Genomic DNA, 16,034 nt, shown 5'->3' on the forward strand with positions numbered 1-16,034 from the left:
GCAATTCTATCGATTTTCCTACCGCCGGGCGTTCGATAATCTCGTGAGCAGATTCTCCACAATTGCTCAGGCAGGTGGCTTATGAATGCATATGCAATGCAGCCCAATGCAGAGGGGTTCTTCGGTCAATTCGGCGGCAGCTTCGTCGCCGAGACCCTGGCTCCGCTGCTAAAGGAATTGCGGACCGGTTACAGGAAGGCACAGGACGATCCGGACTTTCAGCATCAGCTTGCGTACTTCCAGGAGGACTACGTGGGCCGGCCCAGCCCGCTCTATCTGGCTGAAAGACTTACCGACTATTTCGGTGGCGCCCGGATTTACCTGAAGCGCGAGGAGCTGAACCATACCGGGGCGCACAAGATCAATAATTGTATCGGCCAGATCCTGTTGGCGAGGCGTATGGGCAAGACCCGCATCATCGCCGAGACCGGTGCCGGGATGCATGGCGTTGCGACTGCCGCTGTCGCAGCCCGCTTCGGCATGTCCTGTGTGGTTTACATGGGTAAGACCGATATGGAACGCCAGCAGCCCAATGTGTTGCGTATGCAGCTGCTCGGCGCCGAGATTGTGCCGGTGGCCAGCGGTCGTGGCACCCTCAAGGACGCGATGAACGAAGCCCTGCGGGACTGGGTCACCAATATCGATGACACCTTCTACGTGATCGGCACGGTGGCGGGACCGCATCCATATCCGACCATGGTGCGCGATTTCCAGGCGGTTATCGGCCGTGAGACCCGTACGCAGATTTTGGCGAAGGAAGGGCGGTTGCCCGACTCCCTTGTGGCCTGTATCGGTGGCGGGTCCAATGCGTTAGGCCTGTTCCATCCGTTTCTGGGGGATGAGACGGTGCGCATGATCGGTGTCGAGGCTGGCGGCTTGGGGATCGGGAGCGGCAAGCACGCGGCCAGTCTCAGTGGCGGCTCACCCGGCGTGCTCCATGGCAATCGCACCTACCTGCTGCAGGATGAGGACGGCCAGATTACTGATGCGCATTCGATTTCCGCCGGACTCGACTATCCCGGCATTGGTCCTGAACATGCGTGGCTGCACGAGCAAGGACGCGTCGAGTACGTCTCGATTACCGATGACGAGGCTCTCGACGCGTTCCAGTTATGCTGCCGCCGGGAGGGCATCATTCCCGCACTGGAATCCGCCCATGCACTGGCAGAGGTTGCCAGCCGGGCGCCAACGCTACCCAGGGATCACTTGATGGTCGTTAACCTCAGTGGCCGGGGTGACAAGGACATGGTGACTATCGCCGACCGTCTCGGCAGCCAGGGTCTGCAAACGGGGAACCCGCGATGAGAGAGATATCCCGAATCGACACCTGCTTTGCGGCGCTCAGGTCTGAAAACCGTCCGGCGCTGGTGACCTATATCACGGCCGGCGATCCGGACCTGGAAACGTCGCTTGGCATTCTACAAGGGCTGCCAGCGGCGGGCGCCGATATCATCGAACTCGGTATGCCGTACACGGACCCGATGGCGGACGGCCCATCGATCCAGAAATCGTCGCTCCGAGCCCTGGAAAATGGCCAGACCCAGAAAAGCACCCTGGAGATGGTGCGATCGTTTCGCCGCCAGAACCTACAAACGCCATTGGTATTGATGGGCTACTACAATCCGGTCTATCGCTACGGCGGCGAACGCTTCCTGCGTGATGCAGCGGAGGCGGGCGTCGATGGTCTGATCATCGTTGATTTGCCCTACGATCATGATCAGTCCCTATTCCAGGTAGCCGAAGAGGTCGGCATCGCGATCATCCGCCTGGTGACGCCGACGACGAAAGGCGAACGGCTGGCGCAGGTGCTCGAGGAGGCCAGGGGGTTTGTCTATTACGTCTCGGTTGCCGGCGTTACTGGCAGCGCTGCACCCCGTGACCAGGACGTCGAGCGCGCGCTGGCGGCCATTCGCGAACATACCGATCTGCCCGTCGCGGTCGGCTTTGGTATCCGCACGGCGGACGACGCAGCGGCGATCGGCCGGTTCAGCGATGGGGTTGTCGTGGGTTCGGCTCTGGTGGACTGTGTCGAGCGGGCTGAAACCTCCGAGGCTGCGACAGCCGCGGTACACGATAGGGTGAGCGAGTTGGCGGCTGGGCTTCGCTGACCACCCGGTGCGGTTGGAGGATGAGTCGCGCTGCCTTTCTGGGTATATTATGCGCTCAGTCCCAAAACTCAGAGATGCAGTCGATGCGGGTCTACGTAAAGATACTCAGCGCCATCGTTGTAGCGTTGGTTCTGCTTAGCTTATTGGCGAGCATTGCTCTGGGTGTTACCCGCCTCAGCCCGACCGGCGAAATCTTTTTCCTACCCCTTTTTATCGCCTTTGCTGGATTCCTGATGTTCGGGATCAGCGGTTCCTTGTTGTGGCTTTTATTTTTCCGGCTACTGGACCCTCTGGACATCGGTTCCACGGCTAAGCATGCCTTGGCTGTGACCATGGCGACGCCTTCCAGCATTCTGTTCCTGGCCTTGTTGTTGTATTTGGCAAGCGGCGAGGCTGAGGGTGTGTCGAGCACACTGAGCGTATTTGGGTGGTTCGTGGTGCCGGTGGCAGCTACCAGCGTCGGTTGCTACTGGTGGCTGTTCCTGGCCGATCGGTACGATGCCGAATGATCGGTTGAGACTCGGCCGCTTGAAGATGAATGGAAAGAAGATGTCGCGACTGACTGCTGTATTCTTTCACGCGCTGGGATGCTTCGGCCTGCTCCTGTTAGCGGTGTTTATCTATCTCAACGAGTTTGCCTCGGATGACAACATCCTCCATACGTATCGTTTGAAAATGGTTTTGGCCTTCGTGGTCGTGTTGATAATCCATGGCGGGTATCTTGCCAGTGACGCTGCGCGGAGAAATAAGTATGTATGGCTGGTGTTGCTGATCGTTGCGCCGTTGCCGGTGTACTGGATTTACTATCTGTATTTTCTGGTGGTTTTGAGGCGGTCCGATTCGAGCAACGAGAGTTCCTCAGTGGGAGCTTGATGGCGGCCAGTGTGTGAAAGGTGCCCGCCTGAGCCGATGCAGTTCGCTTTGCTCACTAGGTCCTGCGTGGGCTAACCTCCTGGGCATTCGAGGCAGCCTACGCCTTGATATTCCTCCTTCCCGAAGCCATCGTCAGATTATTGGCTTCGCCGGCCATCCGACTACACTGCATCGGTAGCCCTATTGATTGGCTGCCGTATCCATCAAAAGCCACCCACGAACCGGTAAGTCTAGTGCTGTCCACCCGTCCCCTACATCGGCGTCTGCTGACCCTGGCCTGGCCGATTATTATCCAGTTCTACCTGCTCCAACTCACCGGACTGGTGGATAACCTGATGGTGGGGCAGTTCGGCGAGCAGACGATTGCGGCGTTGGGGATCTGTTTGCAGCTGAATTTCCTCGTGGTGCTGTGCTATGCCGCGCTGACCGAGGGCGGTGCCGTCATCGTTGCCCAGTTACGCGGTGCGAGGCGGCTCGACGAAATCCGGGAGACCTTGGGCACATTGCTGGTCGCCGGCCTGGCGGTGGGCAGCGTGATTGGTCTGGTCTATATCCTTTTCGGTGAGTCGATGCTGGCGCTGGTGACCACCGATCTGTTCCGTCCGCCTGAGGAGCGTTCCGAGCTGCCCGGGTTGGGGTATACCTACCTTGGGATCATCGGGCTGGGGATGCCGTTCCTGGTCACCTCCCATGTAGCCATGTTCATCCTGCAGGCATTGGGTAATACCCATACGCCGATGCGGCTGATGCTCTATAGCAACCTGATCAACGGTATCGGCAACTTCATCCTGCTGTTTGGTGGGGCCATTCCCGGGCTGACCGAACCGCTGTTTACACCGCTCGGGCTTGCGGGTGTGGCGATCTCGACCTCACTGTCATGGGCGTTCCAGTCGGTCATGTTGGTGCGGGCAGCGCTGCATCATCCTTCGGTGGCCATGCCCTTGAGGCAGGTTGGCGTCATGGCCTGGGGGCGTCTGGGACGCGTCATGAAGCTGGGGTATCCCCTGTCGCTGGACGGCTTTCTCTGGCAAGGCTCGGCGTTCATCTACACCATGATGTTCAACCGGGTGGGCGCGGCGGCCTATGCGGCCTTCCTGATCGCCTCGACGATCCGCGGCTTTTCCCTGGCTCCGGGTCTGGGGCTCCAGCAGGCCACCAGTATTTTGTTGGGATCATCCCTGGGGGCGAACCGGGTGAGGCAGTCACGCAGCTATGTGCGCGTCGGCTGGCAACTGATGATGCTGACGTTGCCGGCCCTGACCCTGTTGGTCGCGCTGCTGACGCCGCTCTTCACGATGCTCTACGACATATCCGCACAAACCCGCGATTGGGTGATCTGGATGGTGGGCCTCAGTGTGCTCTACAGCGCGGCCACGGCAGTGACCATGGTCGTACCGGGTGTCCTGCGGGCAGGAGGCGACACAAGGGCGCCGATGGTGATTACGTTTCTCGGCTTCGCCGTGGTGGGTTTGCCGTTTGCGTGGCTGGCGGGATTCCAATGGGGGTTCGGCCTATGGGGCGTCTTCGCCGGCTTTGTCGCCGACGAAGTCGCCAAGGCACTGATGATGGTGGTCTACCTGCGCCGCGAGACCTGGTTGCGGCGCGTGGTGTAGCTAGACGCTGAAGCGTGCCACCTGAGTGCGCAGGTTTTCGCCGAGCTGGGCCAGTTCCGTGCTGGACGAGGCAGCCTGGGAGGCAGCAGTCGCCGACTGGTCGCTGATATCGCGGATCTGCGTGACGTTCAGGTTGATATCCTCGGCCACGGAGGTCTGCTGTTCAGCGGCAGTGGCGATCTGGCTGTTGAACTGCCGGATTTCCTCCACGGCAGCTGCAATTTCCTTGATGGTCTTGCCGGTGGTCTGGGCGCTGTCCAGTGTCTGGCCCGCCAGGCGGGTGCCGGACTCCATGGCCTTGACGGAGCCTTCGGCACTGCTCACCAGGTTGCTGATCAGGGTTTCGATTTCAGATGCGGAACTCTGTGTGCGCTGGGCCAGTGATCGCACTTCGTCGGCCACGACCGCAAAGCCACGACCCTGTTCTCCGGCACGGGCGGCTTCAATGGCTGCATTCAGTGCCAGCAGGTTGGTCTGCTCGGCCACGGATTTGATCACGTCCAGCACCGTGACGATGTTCTGGGTGTCGGACTGCAGGCTGTGCAACTGCTGCATGACATTCTCCGACAGGCTGTTCAGCTCGCTGACGTAGGAGAGCGTCTCACCCACGGCCGTTTCGCCGTCGGTGGCTTTATCGCTGGCGCGGGCGGCCGCATTGAAGGCTTCCTCGGCGCTCTTGGCGACATCGTTCACCGTGGCAACCATCTCGTTCATGGCAGTAGCGACCTGGTCGGTCTGGTCACGCTGCTGGAGCATGCCCTGGCTGGTCTGTTCGGTCACGGTGGAGAGCTCACCGGTGGAGGTGGCAATATCCTGGGAGCCGCTATTTATGTCGCGTACCAGGGAGCGCAGGTTCGTCACCATCGTGCCCAGGGCGCTGAGCAGTTGCCCCAGTTCATCCTGACGGTTGGTTTGCACGTCCGAACGCAGGTCACCCGAGGCCACCTTGCTAGCGACCTCCACCGCTTGCCGTAGGGGGGTGAGGATGCTGCGCGCCAGGCTCCAGGCCGCTATAACGCCCAAAATCACTGCAGCGGCAATAGCGATGCCGATCAGCATCAAGGCACTGCCGTGCTCGCGGTCCATCTTTTCAAGTTGAATCTTCTGCAGGTTTTCTGCGGCTTCGACAATGCTCCGGGCTGTTTCGACGAGCTGGTCTTCCAGCTGAGTCAACTCCCGGACCTTATCGACTGCGGTATCGAACGTATCCATATAAGTCTTGAACAGGCCCGTGACTTCATCCTTGACCCCCTGTTGCACGTAGGAGGCTTCGATGGACTGGATAGCGCGCTCGCCTTCTTTCTTGAAGTTGGCGATGGCTTCGTCATTGTGCTGGATCAGGAAGTTGCGCTCGTGACCGCGCATCTTCTTGATCGCGCCTTCCGCAACGTATAACTGGGCTTCGGTACTCAGGCGACTGGCGGTAACGCGGGCGTCTTCTTCCAGTTTCGCAACGCTGGCGTCGCGGGTGGTTTGCGTTGTCGCCAGTTTTTGCAGCAGGCCAGCGTACTGTTCGGCGCCGTCCTGGACGGTATCCAGCAAAGCCAGGTCGGAGGGCACTGCGAGGCGTTCCTTTAGCACGTCAGCTGTTTGGCTGGCGGATTCGCTCAGGCGCGTGGCCTGGTCCAGCTCTGCCACGTCGCCCCGGAGCATGAAGTTCTTCTCGTTGACCCGGGCGTCCAGCAGGTACGCTTCCATCTGGCCGGCTTGGGCCACCACATCGGCACGGTGGTCATAGCTATTCAACTGCTTGATGGCCACAACGCCCACCAGCGCGGCGAGGATGATCAACAGGCTGAAGCCAATGGTGAGCTTGCGTCCGATAGTGAGGGACGAGACGTAGCGCGATAACGGCATGGCGAGTGTTAACTCCATTTAGGTCGAGTAGGTCTTTTATCGGCGGTCCCAAGTGAAGATTGAGCGAATTCTGCTCCACAGGGTGTTTCGGATGATCGCAACGGGATTCGCTGGGCGCGCGCGCCGTAGTCTTCGATCAGAGAAGCGCAGACCAGTTGGTCGCGTTATTCCGACAGACCCATCCAAGCAAAAAACCCGCCGTAATTGCTGAAAATGGGAAATGTTTAACGGAAAGCGGACTACCGGTCGTTCGAGTGGTGAGAAATGACACGTCGTGTCAGCTTGGGACGTATTTTTGCAGCCGATGAAATTGCCGAAACGGGGCGTTTCAAAAGGGCTTTCGGGGCTTCTAATGGGTGTTGGTGAATATACACCTATGGTATTGGGGAAATGGGTGAAATCTCACCCATTTGATTCTGGAATCGGTCACATTGTGTTGCACAACACCAACAATACGTAAGCAGGTCCAGAAGATAACCCTTCAGCCCGCCATATCGTTGCCAATCCGATATATTGGCCCCGGTCTTGCAGCGCTGCTCCCTTGTTGTGGCTGAGTCTAGAACAACAAGCAACTTACGGAGCATTTGGATGACACTGCATTTGAAAAAAGTTTTGCTGGCGCTGTGCCTGTTTCTGCCGGTCGCTGCATGGGCCAACCCCCAGTACCTGGTGTTCACGCATGTCGTGAGCCCGGATACCCCGAAGGGGAAGATGGCCACCATGTTCAAGACCATCGTCGAGCGGAAAATGGGCTCGAAATACAACGTTATCGTCCACCCCAACTCCGAGTTGCTGGATGATGGGGAGGCGATCACGGCCATTGCCCGCGGCGAGATCCATTTCGCCGTTCCGTCCGTGTCCAAGTTCGAGGAATATACACCGAAGCTGAAGATCTACGACCTGCCGTTCCTGTTCCCGAACATGGACGCGGTCGAGCGTTTCCAGGAAGGGCCGGTTGGACAGTCGCTGCTGAAGAGCATGGAGTCGAAGGGTATTCTCGGCCTGGGATACCTGCACAACGGCCTGAAGCAACTGAGCGCGAACAAGGAATTCCATAAACCGTCCGATCTGGAAGGCCTGAGTTTCCGAATTATGGATTCCGAGGTGCTGCAGAAGCAGTTCCAGGCGATCGGCGCCTTTGGGATGCCGATGGCGTTTGCCGACGTTTATGAAGGGTTGGCGTCTGGACTGATCCAGGGGCAGGAGAACACCTGGTCCAATATCTATTCTAAAAAGTTCTACGAACACCAGCCGTACATCATGGAGTCGAACCACGGCGTATTGGATTACATGGTCATCACCAACTCGAATTTCTGGAACTCGCTGCCCGAAGAAGAGCGTCGTCATTTCGAATATGCGCTGGGTATGGCGCTTAAGTACGGCAATGCAGTGGCTATCGCAAAATCAAAGAATGACCATGATGAGCTTCGCAGCATGAAGAACGTCAACCTGATCGAGCTGTCGCCGAAAGAGCTGCAAGTATGGCAGCAGGCTATGAAGCCCGTTTGGGACGCCTACGAAGGCGAAATCGGTAAGGACGTGATTGACGCTGCGATCGCAGCGGGCAAGTCGTAAACGCTTTCAGGGTACGATGCCGCTTCGGCCTGAAGAAGCGGCTTTCTTCCTAAAAAGTGATCCAGACGATCAGCATTGCGGACGTGGTCCGTTTTTCCGAACGGTGTCCTGCTTAGCAGCGGCACCGTTCTTTTTTATCATCTGAAATCAAACACTGAATCGCGCCACCTGTACACGCAGGTTTTCGCCCAATTGCGCCAGCTCGGTGGTCGAGGATGCGACCTGTGAGGCTGATGACGCGGACTGGTCGCTGATATCGCGAATCTGTGTGACGTTGTGATTGATATCTTCTGCGACAGATGACTGCTGTTCTGCAGCAGTTGCGATCTGGCTGTTGAACTGACGAATCTCTTCCACCGCAGCGGCGATATCCTTGATGGTTTTTCCCGTAGCCTGGGCGCTTTCCAGCGTCTGACCGGCCAGGCGGTTACCGGACTCCATGGCCTTCACCGAACCTTCGGCGCTGGTCACCAGGTTGGTAATCAGGGTTTCGATCTCAGAGGCCGAGGTCTGTGTACGCTGGGCCAGGGAGCGGACCTCGTCGGCCACCACTGCAAAGCCGCGGCCCTGTTCGCCGGCACGGGCGGCCTCGATAGCCGCATTCAGTGCCAGCAGGTTGGTCTGCTCTGCGACGGACTTGATGACATCCAGCACAGTGACGATGTTCTGCGTGTCCGATTGCAGGCCGTGAAGCTGCTGCATCACGTTTTCCAACAGTCCATTCAGTTCGTTGACGTAAGACAGGGTTTCGCCCACTGCGGTCTCGCCTTCGGCGGCGGTTTCGCTGGCACGGTTGGCGGCGTTGAAAGCGTCCTCCGCACTCTTGGCCACCTCGCTGACGGTTGCAACCATCTCGTTCATGGCGGTGGCTACCTGATCAGTCTGATCCCGCTGATCGGTCATACCCTGGCTGGTCTGCTCGGTTACGGTCGAGAGTTCGCCGGTGGAAGTGGCAATATTCTCCGAGCCACTGTTGATACCGCGCACCAGTTCACGCAGGTTGCTGACCATGGCGCCCAGGGCGTTGAGCAACTGGCCCAGCTCGTCCTGGCGGTTGGTCTTCACGTCGGTGCGCAGATCGCCGGATGCGACTTTGGTAGCGACCTCCACAGCCTCGCGGATAGGACGCACAATATTGCGGGTCAGGGTCCAGGCCAGGGCGACACCGAGCAGGATAACGATGACGGTCGCGACGATGATCAGCGTAATCGCCTGCGTCTGCTCCGTGCGCATCTTGCCCACCTGGACTTCTTTCAGTTCAGCGGCGGCGGAGAGGATGCTGTTGGCGGAAGCCAGCATTTCCGTTTCCAGGGCCTCGTTACGTTGCACCTGTTTGGCTGCCTGGCCGAAGGTCGTGATGTAGTTGGTGAACAGACCGCTGACTTCTTCCTTGATCGACTTGTCGAGAAAAGAGGACTTGATCGAACGCAAGGCCCGCTCCGCGGCGGATTCGAATTGTTCGATGGCCTTGATATCCCCCTCGATCAGAAAGCTGCGTTCGTTGCGACGCATTTGCTTGAGGGCCGCCGCCGCCATATAGAGCTTGTCTTCGGTGCTCAGCCGGCTTTCCGCCATGCGTGCATCCACTTCAAGCTGCGCGACGGTGGCCTCCCGCGCCTGGATATTGGTGGCCAGTTCGGTCAGCAGTTCACTATAGCGGGCGGCGCCGGCCTTGATGGTATCCAGCCGCTGCAGATTGGCGGGTGTCGCCAGCTCCGCTTCCAGATTAGCTGCTATCTTGCCCGCTGTGGCGCTGTTCTGGCGGGCGCCCTCAAGTCCGCCTTCCTCGTGGTCGAGCATGAATTGGCTTTCGGCAAGTCGGGCTTCCAGTAGGCGCGTTTCCATAACGCCGACCTGGCCGACGATGATAGCCCTTTGGGTATAACTATCGAGTGCTTGTAAGGCTGTGATACCGACAATGACGGCAAGTACGATCAGCGCCGAAAAACCAATAGCAAGCTTGCGTCCGATCGAGAGGGACGAGAGAAACTGAGGCATCCGCATGGTGTGCTCCCTGAATACCTTGACGCCGGACGAGGGGAGGTCGAAGGCGTCTTATTGTTGTATTTGTGCGGAAAGAAGTTCCGCTAAATGGTATTTAAGGTTTATTTCAGCTATTTGATCAAGCAAAGATTGGTAACAGAGTATTAAAGCGACCCCGCTGCAGGGTCTGGATTCTGCAGCGGGGTAGGTCCTCAAGATCGGACGGGATCTAGAAGAACAGATCCGGCAGGTAGGTGGCGATCTCCGGGAAGATCATGATCAGTGCGAGGCCGACGATTTCCACCAGTACGAATGGGATGATCGACAGGTAGATGTCCCGCATCGTGATATTCGGTGGCACGACCCCTTTCAGGTAGAACAGATTGAAGCCGAAGGGCGGCGTCATGTAGCCGATTTCCATGTTGATCACGAACAGGATACCGAACCAGATCGGATCGAAACCGAGACTTTCGACGATAGGCATGAACACCGGCAACGTGATCAGCATGATGCCTACCGGATCGAGCACCATCGCCAGCAGGAAGATGATCAGCATCATCGACAGGATCACGCCCCAGGGACCGCCCGGGATCATCTGCATCAGCCCTTCGATCAGTTCCTGGGCGCCCATGCTCTGGTAGGCCGCGCTGAACGCGTGGGCAGCGAACAGGATCCACATGATCATGCCGGTCAGCTTGAAGGTGCGGATCGACGCTTCGTGCAGCAGTTTCCAGGTGAACTTGCGGTAGACCACCGCGGAGATCAATGCGCCGAAAACACCCACAGCGGCTGCTTCGGTTGGCGTGGTAATACCGCCAATGATCGAACCCAGTACCATGATCACGATGGCAATCGGCAGGATGACGGCCCGCAGGGCGCGGAATTTTTCCGCCCAGCTGGCTCGCTCCTCGGGCGGCAGTGCCGGTGCCAGGTGTGGCTGGAAGTAGCAGCGGATAATGATGTAGGCGATGGTCAGCACCATCAGCAGCAGCCCGGGCAATACGCCGGCGGCGAACATCTTGCCCACGGACACGCCGGTGATCAGGGCGTAGAGGATCATCAGGATACTGGGTGGAATCAGGATGCCCCAGCCACCGCCGGTATTGATGCAGCCCAGGGCCATGTTCTTGTCATAGCCGCGCTCGAGCATCGACGGCAATGCGATGGTCCCCATGGCCACCACGGCCGCTCCACTGATGCCGCACATCGCCGCAAACAGCGCACAGATCCCCAGGGTGCCGATAGCCAGGCCGCCGCGTACGCCCCCCCACCAAAGGTGCATCATGCGGTAGAGGTCGTTGGCGACACCCGTCCGCTCCAGGATCATCGCCATATAGACGAATAGCGGGATGGCAACGAGAGTAAAGCTCTCCATGGTGCTCCAGATCTGCGAAGCCACCATAAAGAAGGAATCGAATCCCCAGGTGAAATAGAGGAAGACGACGGACACACCGCCCAGCACGAAGGCCAGCGGTAGCCCGAGGACCAGGAAGAATAGCAGGGCGCCGAAAAACAGCAGGGTCAGGACTTCGATACTCACAGCATATCCTCCTGCTCGGCTTCGCGGCTCTCAGGTTTGTAGTAATCCAGGTTGAAGGCTATTGCGATATCCTCCAACAGCTTGACCACCCCCTGCAGGACCAGCAGACCGGTACCCAGGGGAATCGCCACCTTCACCGGCCAGATCGGCGGGTTCCAGGCGGAATAGGACGTTTCCCAACTGGCTACCGACTGACTGGCCATGTCGTAGCCGAAATAGAAGAGCGCCAGTGTGAAGGCGAAAAACATGGTCGAGGTGAACACGTCGAGGCAGGCCTGCACCCTTGGGCCCAGGTGGGAATACAGCAAGTCGACATTCACGTGCCCCCGGTGGGCCATGATGTAGCCGCCGGACATGATGGCGTAGACGCCGAACAGCATCTGAGTCAGCTCATTGGTCCACACCGTCGGTGAGTTCATCAGGTAGCGGAAGCACACCTCGAGCAGCAGGAATATGAACATGGCGAAAACGAGCAGGGCGACCCATCGACCGATAAAGTCGTTCAGCCGGGTCACACCGTTCATGAATGCGGTCAGCGCACGCATGGGATCCTCCGGGAGGAAATTCGATAAACGGGGTAAAACGGAAGCCGGTGGCCAGACGACCACCGGCTGAGAGGCCTGATGGCGAGCCTTAGAGGTAGCCCAATTCCGTCAGGTAGTCTTTCAGCATAGTCAGTGCTTTCTGGGCACGCTCGCTACGCTCGCCTTCTTCGTCCCACATTTTCTGTGCGGTCTGGGTCAGGCGCTGTTGTACATCTTCCGGCAGGGTATTGACCTGTACATCCTCTTCAGCGATGGCCTTGGCGAGGGTAACGCGTTCCTTATACTGGTATTCGTTGGTACGGAACCAGAACTGCTCATCCAGCGCTTGCTTGACGATGTTCTGCAGGTCTTCCGGCAGCTTGTCCAATGCCTTCTGGCTCACGATGATCACGTCGGTACCGGCGATGTTCAGGGCCGGCTTCACATGATACTTCGCCACTTCGTAGAGACCCATGGAGTAAGCACCCTGCGCCGCACCCCAGTGCGCGCCGTCGACCACGCCACTGTCCAGGGCCGGGTAGAGTTCGCTACCGGGGATATAGGAAGCAGCCGCGCCGGCTTCGGTCAGGAATTTCTGCAGCGCACCGGAAGAACGGATCTTCAGCTTGGTGAAGTCTTCCCAGCTGTTGATGGGGTTCTTGATGACCATCTCGGTCGGGTAGACCTTGTCGGTTGCCCAGTAGACGCCATATTGGGCGGCTTCGTCACGCAGCATTTGCTCGAAGCCCAGGCCCTGATGGAAATAGGCGGTTTCCCAGACGTTGCGGAAAGCGAATGGCAGACCGGAGGCTATGCCGGCGAGGGTCATTTTATCCTGGGCATAGGATGGGGAGATGGTGCCCATTTCCAGGATGCCGCGGCTGACCGCCTCGAAGGTTTGCTTCGGCTTGAACAGCGCGCCGGACTCGTAAAGGTCCAGTTTCAGGCGGCCATCGCTGCGTTCTTCGATGACGCGCTTGAGGCGGCCCAGGCTGTCTTCATAGGAGCTGCTCGAGCCCGGCCAGTGGGACTGCACTTTCCAGGTAGTCGTATCCGCGGCAGTTGCTACACCGCTGAACAGGGCGCCGACACTCAGGGCCACGGCGGAGGCGCAGACCGTCAGCTGTTTCTTGAACTGGGTAAGCGTTTGCATGACTTGACCTCTTGTTGTTGTGCTTTGACTTGTGTTGCTTGGACCAAAGCTTCTCTTGTTGTATTCCCGTAAAGCTTCTTGCTTAGTTTCGCTCTGCGGTACTAGTGACTGCAGAATGAATCCTTGTTTTCCGAATTTATCACATGACTGACCATTTGCAATAGGACGCCTGTGGAATGTAATTCGCGTGTAAACCGGCCCTTCGCCGGTTACAGCGGTGGAAAGGGCAAACCATCGGGGTGCAGGTGAAGTGACATCAGTCGGGCCACCTGGATCAGGTTCTTATCACTATAGGCAGGGCCGATCAGTTGTACCGCCAACGGCAGCCCGTCGTCGCTGATGCCGACCGGCAGGCTCAGTGCCGGCAGACCGGAAATGGCCGCGATACCTGCCCAGACCGTGACATCCATGTAGACCTGGGCTTGGCCGTTGATGGTGAGGGTGCGTTCCATAGCCGAGGCCTCCTGGTCGTGGGGGAACGGCGGCGTATTCACGACCGGGCAGACCAGCAGGTCGAACCCTTCGAAGAACCGGTGCCAACGGTACTGCAATTGGGCACGTTCCTCGTCCTGACGCATCCAGGCGGTGTGACTCTGGGTGGCGCCCCGCGCGAAGCGGGCGCGGTAATCGTCCGCCTGGCTGTCCTGGGCGGCGTCCGCAAGTTTTTGCCAGGTTTTGTCGTTCAACCCAGCGCCCATGGTGGCGGCGAGCAGGTCGTAGTAGAGGCGATGGTTCTGCTCCAGGGTAAGATCCTCCGGGCGGGCCTCCTCGTCGATCGTTGCACCATCCTCGCGCAACAGGCTTATGGCGATGTCCAGTCCGTGCTTGACGCTGTCATCGACTGGGCAGAACGCATCGTCGAGCCAGGCGGCGACTTTCAGGCCATTCAGTGATCGGATACTGGCTTCGGGCAGCCGGATTTGCCAGGCCGGAGCTTCGGCCTCATCGGGGCCGACCAGCAGCTCCAGTGCTCTTTCGATATCGTCCAGGTGCCGTCCCATGGGACCGGCAACACCAATGTCCCGTTTGCCGCGGTTGCCGGGCGGGCCCGGAATATGTCCACGGGTGGGGATGATGCCGTAGGTGGTCTTCAGGCCGTAGATGCCGCAGAAGGACGACGGTGTGCGGATCGAACCGCCGATATCGCTGCCCAGCTCCAGCGGAACCAGTCCGGCGGCCAGAGCGGCTGCTGCGCCGCCCGATGAGCCGCCCGGGGTGACATCGGTATTCCAGGGGTTGGTGGTAGTGCCATAGATGCTGTTGAAGGTCTGCAAGTCGCCCGCCAGTTCCGGGACATTGGTCTTGCCCAGGATAATCGCGCCGGCGGCCTGCAGGCGCTCGACCGCCGGTGCGGTACGAGGCGAAATGTAGTCGCGGAGCTTGTCGTAACCGGCGGTGGTGGGCCACCCTTTGATTTCAAAGGTCTCCTTGATCGTCATCGGTACGCCGTGTAGCGGGCCGAGCTCATCGCCCCGTTCGACCGCAGCGTCGGCGGCTTTGGCCTGGCGGCGGGCGTCCTCGGCGCGCAGCACGACGATAGCGTTGAGCGCAGGGTTGTAGCGCTCGATACGGTCGAGAAAGTGATCGAGAACATCTATGGAAGTGAATCGACGCTGACGGATACCTTCGGCGAGTGCGAAGCTGCTCATCTGATGAAATTGCACGGTCTTGGGTCCTTTTGTTGTTGGGTCTAGGCGGGACTTCAAGGCTGAGTCCGGATATGGTTATTGGCTTTATCAACGTTAGTGTTGGTTTTTGAACTTAGCGCTGGTATCTGAACATAGAATAACTGCTCAATTTGTGAAACAGTATTTCGCAGACTAACAATCAGGCGCGAGCTCTTTCGCGTCACGTAGGAGAATCGGCATGATCGAGATCAGACACGAAGCGGGACTGGTGCACCTGGTTATTGCCCGCGCGGAAAAGAAGAACGCCCTGACCCGCGAGATGTACGCCGAACTGGCCCGCGAGGTGGACCAGGCTGCCGACGACCCTACCGTAAATGCCATTGTTATTACCGGCCAGGACGGCGTGTTTACTGCCGGCAACGACCTGGACGACTTCCGTGCCCGGGCCACAGATCCCAATCCGAAGCCCTCCGCCGGGCTTGCCTTCATCGAACGGCTGATGATGTGCGACACCCCGATTATTGCCGGGGTCGAGGGTCTGGCGATAGGTATCGGTACGACCATGTTGATGCACTGCGATGTGGTGATCGCTGCCGAGTCGGCGCTGTTTCGCACGCCCTTCGTGGATCTCGGCCTGTCGCCGGAAGCGGCCTCCACGGTCATGATGCCGTTGCAGCTGGGATATCGACGCGCGACGGACCTGCTTATCATGGGCGAGGCGGTCACCGGTCAGGCCTCCCTCGAAAGCGGCATTGCCTCCCAGCTCGTACCGGACGGCGCAGCGACCGAGGAGGCCCTGGCGACGGCGCGTAGGCTGGCTAGTAAATCGCGGGAATCGCTACGCGCCAGTAAACGACTGCTCAAGGCCCCCTGGCGCGAGCAGGCCCTGGCGGCACTCGAACGCGAGCGCGCCGTGTTCGCCCACCGCCTCCGCTCGCCGGAATGCCAGAATGCGCTGCAGACCATTAGTCGGCGCACGACGCCGATACGGTGAGGGGCATTTTTAGGCACGTCGTTCGTATGCTGTACGCCGTGCTTGGTTCCGGATATCAGGCGTTAAAAAGGCAGCCCTTTGGGCTGCTCCGAAGCTGAAGCGTCGGCTACATTTTTCGGATAACTCGAGCATGTAGCAGAAGCTTCAGCTTCTGAGGCGCCAAAGGCGCCCGCGTTTCCCCCGGTG

General features: G+C 59.0%; 13 protein-coding genes. 7 read left to right on the top strand and 6 right to left on the bottom strand.

All coding sequences use genetic code 11. From position 1 onward, the window contains the following. The first annotated feature begins 81 nt into the window (after positions 1 to 81). The 5 genes from trpB to RE428_RS01960 all read left to right on the top strand — a co-directional run bounded on the left by trpB (position 82) and on the right by RE428_RS01960 (position 4,594). A complete protein-coding gene (trpB, locus tag RE428_RS01940; protein ID WP_004579225.1) occupies positions 82 to 1,305 on the top strand; it encodes a tryptophan synthase subunit beta in 1,224 nt (407 codons plus the stop codon). Between the two features lie 5 nt (positions 1,306 to 1,310). Next, on the top strand, positions 1,311 to 2,108 hold the full coding sequence (gene trpA / locus RE428_RS01945; protein WP_227500260.1) for a tryptophan synthase subunit alpha: 798 nt from the start codon (positions 1,311 to 1,313) through the stop codon (positions 2,106 to 2,108). Between the two features lie 20 nt (positions 2,109 to 2,128). Further along, on the top strand, positions 2,129 to 2,617 hold the full coding sequence (locus tag RE428_RS01950; RefSeq protein WP_004579223.1) for a hypothetical protein: 489 nt from the start codon (positions 2,129 to 2,131) through the stop codon (positions 2,615 to 2,617). A 40-nt stretch (positions 2,618 to 2,657) separates the two neighbouring features. Then, a complete protein-coding gene (locus RE428_RS01955; protein ID WP_040882292.1) occupies positions 2,658 to 2,981 on the top strand; it encodes a hypothetical protein in 324 nt (107 codons plus the stop codon). A gap of 233 nt (positions 2,982 to 3,214) precedes the next feature. Next, positions 3,215 to 4,594: an MATE family efflux transporter gene (locus RE428_RS01960; protein ID WP_004579221.1), complete on the top strand. Its 1,380-nt coding sequence runs from the start codon at positions 3,215 to 3,217 to the stop codon at positions 4,592 to 4,594. Here RE428_RS01960 and RE428_RS01965 read toward each other — a convergent pair whose 3' ends face one another. Then, positions 4,595 to 6,451, bottom strand: coding sequence for a HAMP domain-containing methyl-accepting chemotaxis protein (locus RE428_RS01965; RefSeq protein ID WP_004579220.1), 1,857 nt, complete (start codon positions 6,449 to 6,451; stop codon positions 4,595 to 4,597). Between the two features lie 588 nt (positions 6,452 to 7,039). Here RE428_RS01965 and RE428_RS01970 point away from each other — a divergent pair. After that, the gene (locus tag RE428_RS01970) at positions 7,040 to 8,026 is read left to right on the top strand and encodes a DctP family TRAP transporter solute-binding subunit (RefSeq protein WP_004579219.1); all 987 of its coding nucleotides are present in this window, start codon (positions 7,040 to 7,042) and stop codon (positions 8,024 to 8,026) included. A gap of 147 nt (positions 8,027 to 8,173) precedes the next feature. Here RE428_RS01970 and RE428_RS01975 read toward each other — a convergent pair whose 3' ends face one another. The 5 genes from RE428_RS01975 to RE428_RS01995 all read right to left on the bottom strand — a co-directional run bounded on the left by RE428_RS01975 (position 8,174) and on the right by RE428_RS01995 (position 14,890). Then, positions 8,174 to 10,030: a methyl-accepting chemotaxis protein gene (locus RE428_RS01975; protein WP_004579218.1), complete on the bottom strand. Its 1,857-nt coding sequence runs from the start codon at positions 10,028 to 10,030 to the stop codon at positions 8,174 to 8,176. A gap of 208 nt (positions 10,031 to 10,238) precedes the next feature. Then, positions 10,239 to 11,549 carry a TRAP transporter large permease gene (locus tag RE428_RS01980; protein ID WP_004579217.1) on the bottom strand — a complete coding sequence of 437 codons (1,311 nt, stop codon included), beginning with the start codon at positions 11,547 to 11,549 and terminating at the stop codon, positions 10,239 to 10,241. Next, complete coding sequence (locus tag RE428_RS01985) at positions 11,546 to 12,094, bottom strand: TRAP transporter small permease subunit (protein ID WP_004579216.1); 549 nt, start codon at positions 12,092 to 12,094, stop codon at positions 11,546 to 11,548. Before RE428_RS01985 ends, RE428_RS01980 begins: the two co-directional genes overlap by 4 nt. An 88-nt stretch (positions 12,095 to 12,182) precedes the next feature. Further along, on the bottom strand, positions 12,183 to 13,226 hold the full coding sequence (gene dctP, locus RE428_RS01990; protein WP_004579215.1) for a TRAP transporter substrate-binding protein DctP: 1,044 nt from the start codon (positions 13,224 to 13,226) through the stop codon (positions 12,183 to 12,185). Between the two features lie 209 nt (positions 13,227 to 13,435). Continuing rightward, positions 13,436 to 14,890: an amidase gene (locus tag RE428_RS01995; RefSeq protein ID WP_004579214.1), complete on the bottom strand. Its 1,455-nt coding sequence runs from the start codon at positions 14,888 to 14,890 to the stop codon at positions 13,436 to 13,438. Between the two features lie 202 nt (positions 14,891 to 15,092). Here RE428_RS01995 and RE428_RS02000 point away from each other — a divergent pair, with 202 nt between their 5' ends. Then, positions 15,093 to 15,848 carry an enoyl-CoA hydratase-related protein gene (locus RE428_RS02000; RefSeq protein WP_004579213.1) on the top strand — a complete coding sequence of 252 codons (756 nt, stop codon included), beginning with the start codon at positions 15,093 to 15,095 and terminating at the stop codon, positions 15,846 to 15,848. Positions 15,849 to 16,034: the final 186 nt, after the last annotated feature.

It is taken from the genome of Marinobacter nanhaiticus D15-8W (assembly GCF_036511935.1).
GTDB classification, from domain to species: Bacteria; Pseudomonadota; Gammaproteobacteria; order Pseudomonadales; family Oleiphilaceae; genus Marinobacter_A; species Marinobacter_A nanhaiticus.